We start from the raw sequence: 16,345 nt of genomic DNA on the forward strand, positions 1-16,345 counted from the left end.
ATGGCAATCGAAATTAATGTACCTGACATCGGTGCGGATGAGGTTGAAGTTACTGAGATTCTTGTAAGCGTTGGCGACAAGGTTGAAGAAGAACAGTCTCTGATCACTGTTGAAGGCGACAAAGCTTCTATGGAAGTTCCAGCGTCTCAAGCAGGTATCGTTAAAGAAATCAAAGTAGCTGAAGGCGATTCAGTTTCTACTGGTTCTCTAATCATGATTTTCGAAGCCGAGGGTGCAGCTGAAGCTGCACCTGCTCCAGCAGCAGAGGCAGCTCCAGTAGCTGCGCCTGCAGCGGCAGCAGCGGCAGAGCTTAAAGAAGTTCACGTTCCAGATATCGGTGGCGACGAAGTAGAAGTTACTGAGATCATGGTTGCTATCGGTGATTCAGTAGAAGAAGAGCAATCTCTTCTTACTGTTGAAGGCGACAAGGCTTCAATGGAAGTTCCTGCACCATTCGCTGGTATCGTTAAAGAAATCAAGATCGCTTCTGGTGATTCAGTTTCTACTGGTTCTCTAGTAATGGTATTCGAAGTAGCTGGTTCAGCTCCTGCAGCAGCACCGGCTCCTTCGGCGGCAGCACCAGTTGCAGCGGCTCCAGCAGCATCAGGTACGCCTGCCGCAGCTGAGAAAGAAGTAAACGTTCCTGACATCGGCGGTGACGAAGTAGAAGTTACTGAAATCATGGTAGCGGTTGGCGATACAGTAGAAGAAGAGCAATCTCTAATTACTGTTGAAGGCGACAAAGCTTCAATGGAAGTTCCTGCACCATTCGCTGGTACAGTAAAAGAAATCAAGATTGCAGCTGGCGACAAAGTGTCAACTGGCTCTCTAATCATGACTTTCGTTGTGGCCGGCACTCCGGTTGAAGGCGCAGCTCCTGCTCCTGTTGCAGCACCTGCACAAGCAGCAGCTCCAGCGGCGGCACCTGCTCCTAAAGCAGAAGCACCTGCAGCGGCTCCAGCAGCAGCTGGCGACTTCCAAGAGAACGGCGACTACGCGCACGCTTCTCCAGTTGTTCGTCGTCTTGCTCGCGAATTTGGCGTTAACCTTTCTAAGGTTAAAGGTACTGGTCGTAAGAGCCGTATCCTTAAAGAAGACGTTCAGTCTTACGTTAAAGATGCACTTAAGCGTCTAGAGTCTGGTGCTGCGGCATCTGGCAAAGGCGGCGATGGTTCTGCTCTTGGTCTACTACCATGGCCAAAAGTTGACTTCAGCAAGTTCGGCGAAACTGAAGTTCAGAAGCTTTCTAAGATCAAGAAGATCTCTGGTGCAAACCTACACCGTAACTGGGTAATGATCCCTCACGTTACACAGTGGGATAACGCAGACATCACTGAGCTAGAAGCATTCCGTAAAGAGCAGAACGCAATCGAAGCTAAGAAAGACACTGGCATGAAGATCACTCCTCTTGTGTTCATCATGAAAGCTGTTGCTAAAGCGTTAGAAGCGTTCCCAGCGTTTAACTCTTCTCTTTCTGAAGATGGCGAAAGCATCATTCTTAAGAAGTACGTAAACGTAGGTATCGCGGTAGATACTCCAAACGGTCTAGTTGTTCCTGTATTCAAAGACGTGAACAAGAAAGGCATTTACGAGCTATCTGAAGAGCTAATGGCTGTGTCTAAGAAAGCACGTGCTGGTAAGCTAACAGCGGCAGACATGCAAGGCGGTTGTTTCACAATCTCTAGCCTTGGTGGTATTGGCGGTACTGCATTTACTCCAATCGTAAATGCACCAGAAGTAGGTATCCTAGGTGTATCTAAGTCTGAAATTAAGCCAGTTTGGAACGGTAAAGAGTTCCAACCACGTCTACAGCTTCCACTGTCTCTATCATACGACCACCGTGTGATCGATGGTGCTGAAGGTGCACGCTTCATTACTTTCCTAAACAGCGCACTATCTGACATTCGTCGTCTAGTACTGTAATTGAGAAAGTAATTATTAAGGTGGCTTTCGGGTCACCTTAATTCTTTATATAAAGACTATTTTTAGAGAACAGTTTCCCGCATTTCTCATAAAGCGGAAGGGAATTGTTGTCTAGCTCACAGGCTAACTTAAAGCTACTTTCACACTGTTAACATCTCTGTAAAATGTTTCCTGTTTGAAAGCCCAATAATTTAAGAACATCTACTCAGCCTGTTAGGGATAATGACTACAAGAGGTCACAATGAGCAAAGAAATTAAAGCCCAAGTTGTTGTACTTGGTTCAGGTCCTGCTGGTTACTCAGCTGCATTCCGTTGTGCGGATTTAGGTCTAGAAACAGTACTAGTTGAACGTTACAGCACTCTTGGTGGTGTATGTCTAAACGTTGGTTGTATTCCATCAAAAGCACTTCTTCACGTTTCTAAAGTAATCGAAGAAGCTAAAGCGATGGCAGAGCACGGCGTTGTATTCGGCGAGCCACAAACGGACATCAGCAAGATCCGTATCTGGAAAGAAAAAGTAGTAGACCAACTAACTGGCGGTCTTGGCGGTATGGCTAAGATGCGTAACGTAACGGTTGTTAACGGTTTCGGTAAGTTCACAGGTCCTAACAGCATTCTTGTTGAAGGCGAAGGCGAAGCAACAACTGTTAACTTCGACAACGCAATCATCGCTGCGGGTTCTCGCCCAATCAAGCTTCCATTCATCCCTCATGAAGACCCACGTATTTGGGATTCTACGGATGCACTTGAGCTGAATGAAGTTCCTGAAAAACTGCTTATCATGGGCGGTGGTATCATCGGTCTTGAAATGGGTACGGTTTACCACTCTTTGGGTTCTAAAGTAGACGTAGTTGAGATGTTCGACCAAGTTATCCCTGCTGCGGATAAAGACATCGTTAAAGTCTTCACTAAGCGTATTAAGAACAAGTTCAAGCTAATGCTTGAAACTAAAGTAACAGCTGTTGAAGCGAAAGAAGACGGTATCTACGTTTCAATGGAAGGCAAAAAAGCACCAGCTGAAGCTGAGCGCTACGATGCTGTTCTTGTTGCTATCGGTCGTGTTCCAAACGGTGCACTTATCGACGCTGAAAAAGCAGGTATCGAAGTTGATGAGCGTGGCTTCATCAATGTTGATAAGCAAATGCGTACTAACGTTCCTCACATCCACGCGATCGGTGACGTTGTTGGTCAACCAATGCTTGCTCACAAAGGTGTGCATGAAGGTCACGTAGCTGCTGAAGTTATCTCTGGTAAGAAGCACTACTTCGACCCTAAAGTAATCCCATCAATTGCGTACACTGAGCCAGAAGTAGCTTGGGTAGGTAAGACTGAGAAAGAAGCGAAAGCGGAAGGCCTGAACTACGAAGTTGCTACTTTCCCTTGGGCTGCTTCTGGTCGTGCAATCGCTTCTGACTGTGCAGACGGTATGACTAAGATGATCTTCGATAAAGATACTCATCGCGTAATCGGTGGTGCTGTTGTTGGTACTAACGGTGGTGAGCTTCTTGGTGAAATCGGCCTAGCAATCGAAATGGGTTGTGACGCAGAAGATATCGCTCTTACTATCCACGCTCACCCAACTCTGCACGAGTCTGTTGGTCTAGCTGCGGAAGTATTCGAAGGTTCAATCACTGACCTTCCAAATAAGAAAGCAGTGAAAAAGAAGAAGTAAATACTCTTCATACTTGAAGCCGCAGCGTTGTTAACTGCGTAAGTTCACCCTAATCACATAGTAAATCTATGCTCATAGGGCTGAACTTTAGTTACTTAACAAAGAAAGGGTCGCCTAGCTGCAACTCCAATTATTTTGAGTATATCTAGATTATAAAAGCCGCTGATTCGTCAGCGGTTTTTTTATGTCTGAAGTAAGGAGCAGGAACGTTTCACTCCGGGATGCGAATACGCTGCGCTCCGGGATACGAAGAGCTAGTGCTAAAACAAAAAAGGGTTGACCCATTAGGTCAACCCTTCACTATTCTTCTCGAATCTATTTATAGATGCACAGCATGTTTAGGTAGCTATCCGTTAAGCTTGAAAGCTCTTCTGGCGTTTCTACACGTTTCGCTTGAATGAATAGCGAGTAGCAGATGCCGTGGAATAGGTTCGCTAGATGCTTAGGATCGTGATCGTCGCAAACTTCGCCGCGTTCAATCGCTTTGCTAAACATGTTCTGAACTAACATTTGATTAGTGCGGTTAGTGGTTACGAATAGAGGCCATACTTCATCACGAGTCGATGCGCTCCATTCAAACCATACGTTCAACCAATGGCTATCTTGAGCCACTAACGTCACCATTTCAGTCGCAATATTATGTAGGTTTTCTTTTGCGTGAATATCTAAGTCGATATTGTCTGAAAGGAAGTTAGAGAATTGGCGTACAACGTGATTCAGTACTTCATCAACCAGATCTTCACGGGTTGGGAAGTAGTTAAATACAGTTGCTACAGACACCTGAGCAATATCTGCAATATCTGCGTGTCCACCACGGCCAATGCCACGGCGAGAGAACACTTCAAGTGCGATTTCCATCAATTGAAGTTTTCTTTTTAGGGGTGAAAGCCTAGTTCTAGGTCTCTTAGAGATTGAGTCCATTTTGTTTTCCTTGCCAACGAATTTCTTATATTAATGATTTTATTATTATTTAAGCCAAGATGAGTGTAATGGTGCATATGCGAATGGTCAATCCTTTGAGCTTATTTAATAGACAGTTACATCAAACTTGATACATAAAGCGTGATCAGTATTGATGTGAAAGGAAGCGACTATCGGACAAGGCATTAACACGCATTATCGTTGATAATCTGACAGTAAATTTGAACCATAAGGTGGTGTGGGTATTTGAGCAGTGCTAGACTTACGCACAAATTGAGCGGCGCCGATGGCAGAACTGTCTAAACTTGTCGCAATCACCAAATAAAATGAGAGCAGTATGAAGCATACAGTTGAAGTCATGATCTCTGAGCAAGAAGTTCAGGATCGAGTGAACGAACTAGGCAAACAGATCACGGAACATTACAAGGGTAGTGAAGATCTAGTTTTAGTTGGCTTATTACGTGGATCTTTTGTCTTTATGGCGGATCTTGCTCGTGCTATCGATTTAACTCACCAAGTTGATTTCATGACTGCGTCTAGCTACGGCAACGGCATGGAAAGCTCACGTGATGTTCGTATTTTGAAAGACCTAGATGATGATATCCAAGGTAAAGACGTTCTGCTTGTTGAAGACATTATCGATACAGGCAACACACTGACTAAAGTGAAAGAGATTCTGAGCCTACGTGGTCCTAAATCTATTGAAATCTGTACGCTACTAGACAAGCCTTCTCGTCGTGAAGTGACAGTAGATACTAAGTGGATTGGTTTTGAAATCCCTGACGAATTCGTTGTGGGTGTTGGTATCGACTACGCACAAAAATATCGTCACCTACCGTACATCGGTAAAGTTGTACCTCAAGAGTAATTATTACGCTTGTCGAATAGAAGTCATTAAAAAGCCCGCATCAAGCGGGCTTTTTGTATTTATAGTGGAATGGTCTAGCCTTGCTGGCTAAGAAGAGGCGTCGTTAAGATTTTATTCAATGCCTCTAAATGACTGTTCTCTAGGGTATCGTTACTTGAGCAACGTACGCCAAGATCTTGTAACTTGCCATCGCCAATCCCGTAAACCACACCGTGGATCTCAACCTCTTGGCCTCGCTCCCATGCGTTTTGCATAATGGTTGAGTTACCTAGGTTATAAACCTGCTCAGCGACGTTAATCTCGCACAGTTTGTCACCCCATTGCTCACGAGGAAGCCCTTCTATCTGCTTACGGTATTTTAGGTAATTGTCGCGGATGTGAAGTAACCAGTTATTGATTAGACCAAGTTTAGGATTATCAATCGCCGCGTTAACACCGCCACAACCGTAGTGGCCACACACAATAATGTGTTTAACTTTGAGTACATCGACCGCGTACTGCACAACAGACAGGCAGTTTAGGTCGGTATGAACCACTTGGTTAGCTACATTTCGATGAACAAACAGTTCGCCAGAATACAAACCAGTGAGACGCTCGGCCGGTACACGGCTATCAGAGCAGCCGATCCATAGGAAACCAGGGTTTTGACCCTCTTCAAGCGTTGTAAAATACTCTGGTCGCTCTGAACGAATCTCTTCAGACCATTTAGAGTTGTTTTCAAAAAGCTGTTTAATCTCTGGCATTTTGCGTCTTACATCCCTTAATTAAGAATCACAACTATACACAATGTTACAAATTCAATCTCGTAAAAACTGTGTCAATTAGTACTCATCTGACGTGTTCTAGTCGTTAAAATCATGAACTTAGCTTAGAAGCTATGATCTGGTTATAAGACATGAATAATGTGATTGAATTAACACTTTCTGAACACTTGATACATTTGTTAAAGTGATAAGGTTTGTCATTTCATCATCAGGAAGGTGTGTTTTGTTTGGAAGTCGTTTTACGGATATCAATCTCAAAGGGGATATGTTTGGCGGTGTGACTACAGCCATCATCTCACTGCCTTTAGCGTTGGCATTTGGTGTTGCTTCTGGGGCTGGTGCTGAAGCCGGCCTTTGGGGTGCGATTATGGTCGGCCTATTTGCCGCTTTGTTTGGCGGTTCAAGCAGCCTGATATCTGAGCCAACCGGCCCGATGACAGTGATCATGACAGCAGTAATGACGAGCATGGTCGCTAAGTATCCTGAAACCGGAATGGCAATGACCTTTACCGTTGTGATGATGGCGGGTGCGTTTCAAATATTACTTGGCACGTTAAAGCTCGGAAAATACGTTACTTTGATGCCATATAGTGTGATCTCTGGCTTTATGTCGGGTATTGGCGTTATTCTGATTATCCTTCAACTTTCGCCACTGCTAGGACATGCCGCTCCCTCTGGTGGGGTGATGGGCACACTCTCCGCGCTTCCTGATACGCTCGCAAACTTAAAAGTGAGCGAACTGTTTTTAGGTGCTTTGACGCTCGGTATTCTTTTTGGCTTCCCAGCTAAGTACCGCAAGTATGTACCCGCACAACTGGTCGCGTTAGTGGCTGTGACTCTGCTGTCTGTTATCTTCTTCGATACCGATTCTATTCGCCGCATTGGTGAAATCCCTGCCGGGCTGCCTTCTTTTGTTATTCCTACTATTAGCGCTGAACAGTTCACCACTATGGTTATTGATGCCTTAGTGCTTGGTACGCTGGGTTGTATTGATACGCTTTTGACTGCGGTTATCGGTGATTCACTGACTCGTAAAGAGCATGACTCTGATAAAGAGCTGCGAGGGCAGGGTATCGCAAATATGCTTTCTGGCCTGTTCGGCGCACTGCCTGGTGCGGGCGCGACTATGGGTACTGTCACCAATATTCAGGTTGGCGCGCGTTCTCCGCTTTCAGGTGTTATTCGAGCTTTAGTACTTGCGCTAGTGGTATTGGTTGCGGGTGGCTTAACCGAACCGATTCCTATGGCGGTGTTGGCAGGTATCGCCATGTATGTGGGCTTCAACATTCTCGATTGGAGCTTCATTCAGCGCGCGCACAAGGTTAGCTATGCCGGCATGGGCGTGATGTACGGCGTGATGCTCCTGACTGTGTTTGTCGACTTGATTATTGCTGTCGGATTGGGCGTGTTTATCTCGAATATTCTGATTATTGAAAGATTGAGCCGAGAACAAGCCAGACAAGTTAAGGCGATCAGTGATGGTGATGATGAAGACGATATCCCATTGACCGATAGCGAACGTCAGTTGCTCGATAGCGCGAATGGTAAGGTTCTGTTCTTCTATCTTTCTGGGCCAATGATCTTCAGTGTTTCTAAAGCGATTTCGCGTCAGCACTCGAGTATCTCTGACTATGAAGCGATGATTTTAGATTTAACGGACGTTCCGATGATTGATGTAACCGTAGGTCTAGCGCTGGAGAATGCTATCAAGGATGCTCTAGATGCGCAGTGTGAGGTGTACTTGTTGTGTCCTAACGAGAATACACGTCAGCAACTTGAGAAATTCCATGTGATTGACCTGGTGCCGGAATCCAACACTTATCGATTTAGATATGAAGCCCTGACGGCTGCAACCAGCTATGTTGACAGAGATGAGCATCAATTTGAGTCAGTTTAATTTTCAGTAATAAGCGAACATGAATGAGCTGATATGAATAAGCTAATATGAATAAGCTAATATGAATAAGCTATAGACGCTCACTTCAAGGCTGATCATTAATGCCGTTAAGTGAATCACTTAGCGGCATTTTTATATTTACTGAACATTGATTTAGTCTTCACGTAGCCAAGACGCTTATTTTTTTCGAAATAAACTCTCACACGATATTTGTATTCATCGTCAATCAACGATAAACTTGTTTGAAAAATGGCCGAGTAAACAAATCTTGGGTTAGCTTTCAGCTAGTTCGTTTTACGTTTCACTCTCTTCCTCATGCTCGGTCATCAACATCTATCTATAGCAAATGGCAGTCTATCTCTATGTATGCATTAGAAATTGAGCAATTAAGAAAAACTTATGCTGGGGGCTTTGAGGCTCTTAAAGGCATTAGTTTACAAGTAGAAAAAGGCGATTTTTACGCACTACTTGGTCCAAACGGTGCGGGTAAGTCGACCAGCATCGGTGTTATCTCTTCACTGGTTAACAAGACTTCAGGCAAGGTTAAAGTGTTCGGCTACGACATTGATACTGATCTGGAGTTGGCGAAACAAAACCTAGGCTTAGTGCCTCAAGAGTTTAACTTTAACCCGTTTGAAACTGTTGAGCAGATCGTTTTGCAACAAGCGGGTTATTACGGCGTGCCAAAAGCCTTAGCGAAAGAGCGAGCGAAAAAGTACCTATCTCAACTCGACTTGTGGGAAAAACGTAGCGAACGTGCGCGTAACTTGTCTGGTGGTATGAAGCGTCGCTTGATGATTGCTCGTGCACTGATGCATGAGCCACAGTTGCTTATCCTTGATGAACCAACAGCAGGTGTCGATATTGAGCTGCGTCGCTCTATGTGGGAATTCCTGAAAGAGATCAACGAGAAGCAGGGCATCACCATTATCTTGACCACTCACTACTTAGAAGAAGCGGAAATGCTGTGTCGCAATATCGGTATCATCAATCGTGGTGAGTTGATTGAGAACACAACCATGAAAGCGTTGCTAGGTAAGTTGAGCGCCGAGACCTTTATTTTGGATCTTGAAGAGGGCGCGACGGAACCTAAGCTAGAAGGCGTGAATAGCCAAGTGATGGTCAATGGCTCGCTTGAAATTGAAATCGACAAGAACCTCGGCTTGAATACCATCTTCGCTCAGTTGAGTGATCAGCAGGTGAAAGTCCTCTCTATGCGTAACAAAGCAAACCGTCTAGAAGAGCTATTCGTGAGTATTGTCCGTGAGGGGAGTAAATAATATGTACAGCCTATATTGGACAGCTTTCTGTAGTTTATTAACTAAAGAGATCAATCGCTTTACGCGTATCTGGGTGCAAACTCTAGTGCCGCCAGCGATTACCATGACACTTTACTTCATCATATTCGGTAACCTAATTGGTGCGCGTATTGGTGAAATGAACGGCTTTAGCTACATGGAATACATTGTTCCTGGTTTGATCATGATGTCGGTGATCACCAACTCATATTCAAATGTGGCGTCGTCGTTCTTTAGTGCTAAGTTCCAAAAAAATATTGAAGAGCTGCTTGTCGCACCAGTTCCTAACTACGTGATTATCGCGGGTTTTGTGATGGGTGGTGTCGTGCGTGGTTTGCTAGTCGGCACTATCGTAACCTTCGTATCACTGTTCTTTGTTGACCTACAAGTCGATCATTGGGGCGTGATCATTGCGACGGTATTCCTAACTTCAGTCGTGTTCTCACTGGGTGGTCTGATTAACGCGGTCTTTGCTCGCACGTTTGATGATATCTCGATTATCCCTACCTTTATCTTGACGCCACTGACTTACCTTGGCGGTGTGTTCTACTCGATCAGTTTATTGCCTGAGTTTTGGCAAGGTATATCGAAGCTGAACCCTATCGTGTACATGGTAAACGCGTTCAGATATGGCTTCTTGGGTGTGTCTGATGTGGGTATTGTGACGTCGTTTGGTGTGCTAGGTGTGTTTATCGTGGTGCTGTATGGCATCGCACATTACCTAGTGACAAAGGGTATCGGTTTACGCAGTTAATACCAATCGTAGTCAATAACGGGTTATCCTGAATAACAGACAAAGAAAAAGGTCGATATTACATCGACCTTTTTTATGTTCTGCGTTTGTGCTTTTGCTTTGCGTTAGAAGCTGGTTTACGCAAAGAGAAGAACGCGATTACTCAGCCGTTTCTTCTTTCACTTCTTCTTTCGTTTCCGTTACCAAATCAAGAACTTGGTTGTCGATAAGACGAGTCTTACCTAGGAAGGCTGACATAAGAATCACTGCTTGAGTTGATTCTGAAGTGATGGCTTGCAGAGTCTTAGCATCGCAGATGAAGATTTCATCCGGTTGTAGATCTGCGGCACGAAGCTGGTCTGTCGCATCTTCAATCACGGATGCGTAATCATCGCGACCGCCGCGAATTGCACTGCTGATCCAACGCATGGTGCGCGCTAGGACAGGAGCACGTTGACGCTCATCAATGGTTAGGTTGCTATTGCGAGAGCTCATTGCCAAACCGTCCATTTCACGAACCGTCGCGACACCCACAACTTCAATGTCTAACGCTAAGTCTGTCGTCATCTGGCGAATCACAGCAAGTTGCTGGAAATCTTTCTCGCCGAAGCATGCAAAATCTGGCTGAACGATGTTGAACAGTTTAGTGACAATCGTTGATACACCGCGGAAGTGGCCCGGACGAGAAGCACCTTCAAGCATGTGAGAGATTCCCGGGACTTCAACAAACGTCTGCTTGTCTAATCCTTCTGGGTACATAACTTCTGGCGTTGGTGTAAATACCAGTTCAACCCCTTCGCCTGTTAGTTTGCTTAAATCAGCTTCTAACGTACGAGGATAGTTGTTTAGATCGTCAGCACGGTCAAACTGCATTGGGTTAACAAAGATGCTTACCACAACAATGTCAGCCAGTTCGCGAGCTTTCTTTACCAGAGTTAGGTGTCCTTCATGCAGGTTTCCCATTGTCGGAACAAAAGCAACCGTACGTCCATCACGCTTAAACTGTTTAATCTGCTCACGAAGAGCCGCTATTTCAGCAAAAGTTTGCATACTTACTCCTAAGCGATTGTATGAGCTTCATCAGGGAAGCGCGCGCTCTCTACTTCTTCTTTGTATAGAGCTACAGCCTTACGCATATCACCTGTTTCAGCTAGGAAATTCTTAGAGAATTTCGGCATGTAATTCGCAGAAATACCGAACATGTCATGCATAACAAGGATCTGACCATCGGTAACGTTACCTGCGCCGATACCGATAACCGGTACGTCACAAGCTTCTGTAATTCGTTTTGCCAATGAAGCTGGTACACATTCAAGTAGAACGATTTGTGCGCCTGCGTTTTGCAATGCTAGAGCATCAGCAACCATTTTATCGGCTTGCTCGTCGTCACGACCTTGAATCTTGTAACCACCAAAGATGTTTACAGACTGAGGCGTTAAGCCCAAGTGTGCACATACTGGTACAGCACGCTCTGTTAGCATCTTCACAGTATCAACCAACCAGCTTCCGCCTTCGATTTTTACCATGTTCGCGCCAGCACGCATTAAGGTTGCAGCGCTCTCACAAGCTTGCTCTGGAGTCGCGTAGCTCATGAAAGGCATGTCAGCCATAAGAAGGCAGTTAGGGCTACCTGCACGCACTGAGCGCGTATGGTAAGCAATCTCTTCAACGGTAACAGGTAATGTGTCGTTATGGCCTTGTAGAACCATACCCAGTGAATCACCGACAAGCAGCACTGGCATTTCTTGGCTTTCGAATAATTGAGCAAAGCTCGCATCGTAAGCTGTCGAAGTCGCGAATTTACGGCCTTCAGTTTTGCATTTGATAAGGTCGTTAATGGTTACTTTTTTCATTGGTTTTCCTTAATGCGTTTGGCTATTGCTACCAAACATTGAGCCCGTTCTTATCTACTATTTTGAGTAGTTCTGTCAGCTCAGTCCCATCAGGGAGTTGTAAACTTGGTGCGATTTCAGCAAGCGGGTAGAGTACAAACTCTCGTTCTTTCATTCCATAATGAGGAACGATTAAGCGTTCTGAATCGATCACCTCATTGCCGTATAACACAATGTCGAGATCCAAGGTTCTTGGACCCCAACGCTCGTCTTTACGGACGCGCCCTTGCTCTAGCTCGATTTTTTGAGTGCAATCAAGCAGTTCAATTGGCGTTAATTCGGTTTGGATTGCCACTACCGCGTTGATGTAGTCTGGTTGATTTTGTGGCCCCATTGGAGTGCTACTATATAGCTGTGAGGTCGCAACAAACGTTGATCGCGGTAGGTTTTTTAGCGTTTCGATAGCCAAATTTGCTTGGCTAACTGGGTCGGCAAGGTTGCTGCCGACCGCAATGTAAGCAGTGATCATTCTGATTGCTTACTCTTTTTGTTTCGGTAAGTCTTACGGCGACGATTACCTGACTTTGCTGGTGCTGCTACGTCATTCGCCATAGCTTGGCGCATATTGCGACCTGCTGTTTGGTAGCGCTCCCACCATTTCGCTAGATCTTTGGTTTCACCACCTTCAATCTCACCACGCATTTCTAGGAAATCGTAGCCTGCACGGAACTTGTTTAGCTCCATTAGGCGAACGGCACGTTTACCGTTGCGGCGAGGAAGTCGTAATTGCAGCTGCCAAACTTCACGAATGGTTGCTGTGTGACGACGAGGGATAGCAATAGATTTAACTTGCTGGTCAAGGATGATGTTGCTTGCTTCCATGATCGCATCGTAGTGCGCCATGCCTTGCTCTGCGACTAACTTGTCTGCCAACTTGTTCATTGGATACCAAAGGATCGCAGCAAACATAAACGCAGGGTTTACTCGTTTGCCATCTTCGATGCGAAGGTCGGTAGAGTCGAGCACCAAGTCAAGCATCTGTTCTGTGTGAGAGTCGTAATCTTCAGTGAAGAACTCAGCGATTGCTGGGAACATCTGTTGGAACAGGTTGTATTCACGCATCAGATGGTAGGTTTCTAAACCGTGACCTGATTGAAGTAATTTAAGAGACTCTTCGTAGAGACGTGCCGCTGGGATATCTTTTAGAAGGTGTGCCAGCTCTTCGATTGGATCGGCTGTGTCTTCTTCAATATCGAAGTCCAGTTTAGCGGCGAAGCGCATAGCACGTAGCATACGTACTGGGTCTTCGCGGTAGCGTGTTTCTGGATCGCCGATTAGACGGATCAGCTTGTCTTCTAAATCTTCTACACCACCCGCGTAATCGTGGATGCTGTAGTCTGCAATGTTGTAGTACATCGCGTTGATTGTGAAATCGCGGCGTTCTGCATCTTCATCAACACTGCCGTATACGTTATCGCGTAGTAGCATGCCTTCTTTAGATTGGGCAGACACGTTTTTCGATGGCTCTTGATGGTGACCACGGAAAGTAGCTACTTCGATGATGTCACGACCAAACATGATGTGCGCCAAGCGGAAACGGCGACCGATAAGGCGACAGTTTCTGAAAAGGTTCTTGATTTGCTCTGGCGTTGCGTTGGTCGCAATATCAAAATCTTTTGGCTGAGAGCCTAATAGGATATCGCGTACACCACCACCGACTAAAAACGCGTCAAAACCCGCACCATTCAGGCGATATAACACTTTTAGTGCGTTGTCGCTGATCTGCTTGCGTGAAATATTGTGCTCTTGACGAGTATAAATATTCAGAGCTAATTCGTGGAATCCGCGTTGTTCGCTTGGGGTATTGTCGTTTGTATTCATTAGTTTAGAACAAAGTAGGTATCGCCAACTTTGTTTTTCTCTTAGTCCAAAGTGGTAGTGCAGAGTTTAATTGCGGCTAATAATAGCTTAGCGCGAGCCATTTGAGAACATCGTCTGCTTAACCACTGTGGTAGGTTATGGCATTTTTATGTGTCGTTTTTGCTGTTTGCCGTGAATTTCGAGCTAATTACAGTGCTCTTTTTGTAAACTATCAGGTAACTGACTGACGTTCCATTGTTGGCAGCCCCACAATAAAATCTCATCGATTGAAGCCTCACAAATAGCCTCAGGAATAGTGAAACCTAAGAATTGCATGGCATTAAGTAGCGTTGGTTTTGGGTTGTTGAGATCGATGGCTGTGGCGTGGTTCTGTTTTGACAGTTTATTCCCCAAGCCATCGGTTGCCAATGGTAAGTGCAGGTAACTGACGGTTTTTTGCTTGAGTGTCTTATACAGACTGATTTGTCGACCTGTTGGTTCGATTAGGTCTGCGCCTCTAACAACTTCAGTCACCCCTTGGTCGATATCATCAAGGACAACCGCCAAGTTATAAGCAAACAATCCATCTCGACGTTTGATAATGAAATCTTCTTCCGCCAATGCCTTAGGTATCTGGATTGTACCGTGACGAACATCGTCAAACGACTCGACAGGGTAATCCATGCACAAGCGTACCGCTCGCTCACCTGAATCAATCAAAGCTGCGTGTCGGCAGTGACCATTATAGAAACCGCCTAAGGCTTTTATCTGTTTACGAGTGCATTGGCAGTAGTAGGCTTGTTTATCAGCGACCCATTGATCAATTTGAGCTTGATACATGTCGTGACGTTGGCTTTGATAGACGACTTCGCCATCCCAAAAGAGATGGTAAGCCTCAAGCGTCTTAAGAATCAGGTCTGCAGCTCCGGCCATTTCTCTTGGTGGGTCTAGGTCTTCCATACGAACTAACCATTTTCCTTGGTTAGATTTTGCTTGGAAGTAGCTACCAAGAGCAGCAACAAGTGAGCCAAAATGAAGAGGACCTGACGGTGATGGTGCAAAGCGCCCGATATAATTCATGTGTGAACAACCTAATCTGGATGGTACCGCAGTAGCCGATTCTTAAGACGTTTAACTGTCGTATTATTGTTTCTAACCACGCTTGAACGCGCTGAGATAACCAACAAAAAAGGGAGCCAAAGCTCCCTTTCTTTATATCTGCAAGAATTAACCTTGCATCTGTTTCTCTTTGATCTCTGCAAGTGTTTTACAGTCAATACAAAGGTCAGCAGTTGGACGAGCTTCAAGGCGACGAATGCCAATCTCGATACCGCAAGAATCACAGAAGCCGAAATCGTCTTCTTCGATCTTGTCTAGTGTCTTTTCAATTTTCTTGATTAGACGACGCTCACGGTCACGGTTGCGTAGCTCTAGGCTGAATTCTTCTTCTTGAGAAGCACGGTCAACTGGGTCTGGGAAATTCGCTGCTTCGTCCTGCATGTGGTGAACAGTACGATCAACTTCTTCCCTGAGCTGGTTGCGCCAAGCTGCTAAAATTTTTGTAAAATGTTCCGTTTGCTCAGGTGACATGTATTCTTCACCTGGCTTTTCTTGGTACGGTTCAACACCTGCGATGGCTAGGATGCCTAGCGCTTTTTTCTTAGATTCTGGCATACAGCATCTCCTATTTACACCTAGTCAACTGCAAAGCAGCTAATTTTAAGGCGGGTATCTATAGCAGAAAGAACGAATGGTGGCAAATACTCTTATTCAAACTTGCAATCAATGTGATTTGTTCAACATCTTTGTTTAGTTATTGATAAATTCAACAGATTGTTTTAGTTGTATTTGAGTACTGCTGAGCTCTGCTTTATAGCAAAGCACTTCAACTCCAGCGTCTTGTGCTTGTTTTAGTAATAACGAATATTTGGCGTCTATATGGTGTGCCGCAGACACTTTTTCAATACCTGAATGCAAAACAGTGAATAAAAGTACGGCTCTATTTCCAGATTCGACCATTTCTGTGAGTTCACGCAGATGTTTTTGACCTCTGGTGGTGACCGCATCAGGGAAAAAACCTTGTCCTTCGGTTGAGATCTCTTGCTTAGTTGACACTTGCTGCTCGTCGAGCAAAGTGACGCTTTTTACTTCGATGTAACAAGGCGGCTTTTCGTTATCTTCAAGCAAAATATCAATTCGACTATTCTCGCTACCATACTTCACTTCGGTTCGTAACGCGTTATAACCTAAGAGTTCAACTATAGTCCCATTTTCAATTGCTTCCACCGCTAGCTGGTTTGCTCGCGCAGTATTTACACAAATACGGTGACCTTTGTCTGTTTCTGAGATCTCCCAGCTGTTTGGGTACTTTCTTTTTGCGTTATCGGATGTTGAGTACCAAACGGTGTTGCCTGGGGTCGCGCATCCTGTCATCGCTCCAGTGTTAGCACAGTGAATAGTACGCTCGCTGCCGTCAGGAAGTTTGATGTCAGTGAGAAAACGTTTATAGCGTTTGATAAGAGTCGCTGACTCTAATGGCGGATTGAAGTGCATATTACTTATTTAGACGGGTAGGTT

The 16,345-nt window shown here is 45.1% G+C and carries 15 protein-coding genes; 6 read left to right on the top strand and 9 right to left on the bottom strand.

From position 1 onward, the window contains the following. Entirely contained in the window at positions 1-1,923 is a 1,923-nt protein-coding gene (gene aceF, locus L1D22_RS16340) for a pyruvate dehydrogenase complex dihydrolipoyllysine-residue acetyltransferase (RefSeq protein WP_239830563.1), read from the top strand. Between the two features lie 241 nt (positions 1,924-2,164). Further along, entirely contained in the window at positions 2,165-3,595 is a 1,431-nt protein-coding gene (gene lpdA / locus L1D22_RS16345; RefSeq protein ID WP_017630530.1) for a dihydrolipoyl dehydrogenase, read from the top strand. A 315-nt stretch (positions 3,596-3,910) separates the two neighbouring features. On the opposite strand, the gene L1D22_RS16350 is transcribed toward lpdA, so the two are convergent. Continuing rightward, the gene (locus tag L1D22_RS16350) at positions 3,911-4,516 is read right to left on the bottom strand and encodes a LuxR/HapR/OpaR family quorum-sensing transcriptional regulator (protein ID WP_048664508.1); all 606 of its coding nucleotides are present in this window, start codon (positions 4,514-4,516) and stop codon (positions 3,911-3,913) included. A 337-nt stretch (positions 4,517-4,853) separates the two neighbouring features. Between L1D22_RS16350 and hpt the strand changes: the two genes are divergently transcribed. Further along, positions 4,854-5,384 carry a hypoxanthine phosphoribosyltransferase gene (gene hpt, locus L1D22_RS16355; protein WP_017633235.1) on the top strand — a complete coding sequence of 177 codons (531 nt, stop codon included), beginning with the start codon at positions 4,854-4,856 and terminating at the stop codon, positions 5,382-5,384. A gap of 74 nt (positions 5,385-5,458) precedes the next feature. Here the strand turns inward: hpt and can are convergent, their stop codons facing one another. After that, positions 5,459-6,127 carry a carbonate dehydratase gene (gene can / locus L1D22_RS16360; RefSeq protein WP_017633236.1) on the bottom strand — a complete coding sequence of 223 codons (669 nt, stop codon included), beginning with the start codon at positions 6,125-6,127 and terminating at the stop codon, positions 5,459-5,461. 286 nt (positions 6,128-6,413) lie between these two features. On the opposite strand from can, the gene L1D22_RS16365 reads away from it, so the two are divergent. The 3 genes from L1D22_RS16365 to L1D22_RS16375 all read left to right on the top strand — a co-directional run bounded on the left by L1D22_RS16365 (position 6,414) and on the right by L1D22_RS16375 (position 10,097). Beyond that, entirely contained in the window at positions 6,414-8,045 is a 1,632-nt protein-coding gene (locus L1D22_RS16365) for a SulP family inorganic anion transporter (protein ID WP_239830577.1), read from the top strand. 362 nt (positions 8,046-8,407) lie between these two features. Further along, positions 8,408-9,325 carry an ABC transporter ATP-binding protein gene (locus L1D22_RS16370; RefSeq protein WP_239830564.1) on the top strand — a complete coding sequence of 306 codons (918 nt, stop codon included), beginning with the start codon at positions 8,408-8,410 and terminating at the stop codon, positions 9,323-9,325. A 1-nt stretch (position 9,326) separates the two neighbouring features. Then, a complete protein-coding gene (locus L1D22_RS16375) occupies positions 9,327-10,097 on the top strand; it encodes an ABC transporter permease (protein ID WP_017633239.1) in 771 nt (256 codons plus the stop codon). A gap of 138 nt (positions 10,098-10,235) precedes the next feature. Here the strand turns inward: L1D22_RS16375 and panC are convergent, their stop codons facing one another. The 7 genes from panC to sfsA form a co-directional block, all read right to left on the bottom strand. Next, positions 10,236-11,126: a pantoate--beta-alanine ligase gene (panC, locus tag L1D22_RS16380; protein WP_086048786.1), complete on the bottom strand. Its 891-nt coding sequence runs from the start codon at positions 11,124-11,126 to the stop codon at positions 10,236-10,238. An 8-nt stretch (positions 11,127-11,134) separates the two neighbouring features. Continuing rightward, on the bottom strand, positions 11,135-11,929 hold the full coding sequence (gene panB / locus L1D22_RS16385; RefSeq protein ID WP_176680420.1) for a 3-methyl-2-oxobutanoate hydroxymethyltransferase: 795 nt from the start codon (positions 11,927-11,929) through the stop codon (positions 11,135-11,137). 28 nt (positions 11,930-11,957) lie between these two features. Then, on the bottom strand, positions 11,958-12,437 hold the full coding sequence (folK, locus tag L1D22_RS16390; protein WP_239830565.1) for a 2-amino-4-hydroxy-6-hydroxymethyldihydropteridine diphosphokinase: 480 nt from the start codon (positions 12,435-12,437) through the stop codon (positions 11,958-11,960). Next, complete coding sequence (gene pcnB / locus L1D22_RS16395) at positions 12,434-13,789, bottom strand: polynucleotide adenylyltransferase PcnB (protein WP_017633243.1); 1,356 nt, start codon at positions 13,787-13,789, stop codon at positions 12,434-12,436. Before pcnB ends, folK begins: the two co-directional genes overlap by 4 nt. Before the next feature lie 183 nt (positions 13,790-13,972). Further along, on the bottom strand, positions 13,973-14,848 hold the full coding sequence (gene gluQRS / locus L1D22_RS16400; protein WP_239830566.1) for a tRNA glutamyl-Q(34) synthetase GluQRS: 876 nt from the start codon (positions 14,846-14,848) through the stop codon (positions 13,973-13,975). Between the two features lie 147 nt (positions 14,849-14,995). Continuing rightward, complete coding sequence (gene dksA / locus L1D22_RS16405) at positions 14,996-15,442, bottom strand: RNA polymerase-binding protein DksA (RefSeq protein WP_004738189.1); 447 nt, start codon at positions 15,440-15,442, stop codon at positions 14,996-14,998. Positions 15,443-15,577: 135 nt separating this feature from the next. Beyond that, positions 15,578-16,321: a DNA/RNA nuclease SfsA gene (sfsA, locus tag L1D22_RS16410; protein WP_239830567.1), complete on the bottom strand. Its 744-nt coding sequence runs from the start codon at positions 16,319-16,321 to the stop codon at positions 15,578-15,580. Between the last annotated feature and the right edge of the window lie 24 nt (positions 16,322-16,345).

Origin of the sequence: Vibrio sp. Isolate34, assembly GCF_022397915.1 — a bacterium.
In the GTDB taxonomy this organism is placed as follows: domain Bacteria; phylum Pseudomonadota; class Gammaproteobacteria; order Enterobacterales; family Vibrionaceae; genus Vibrio.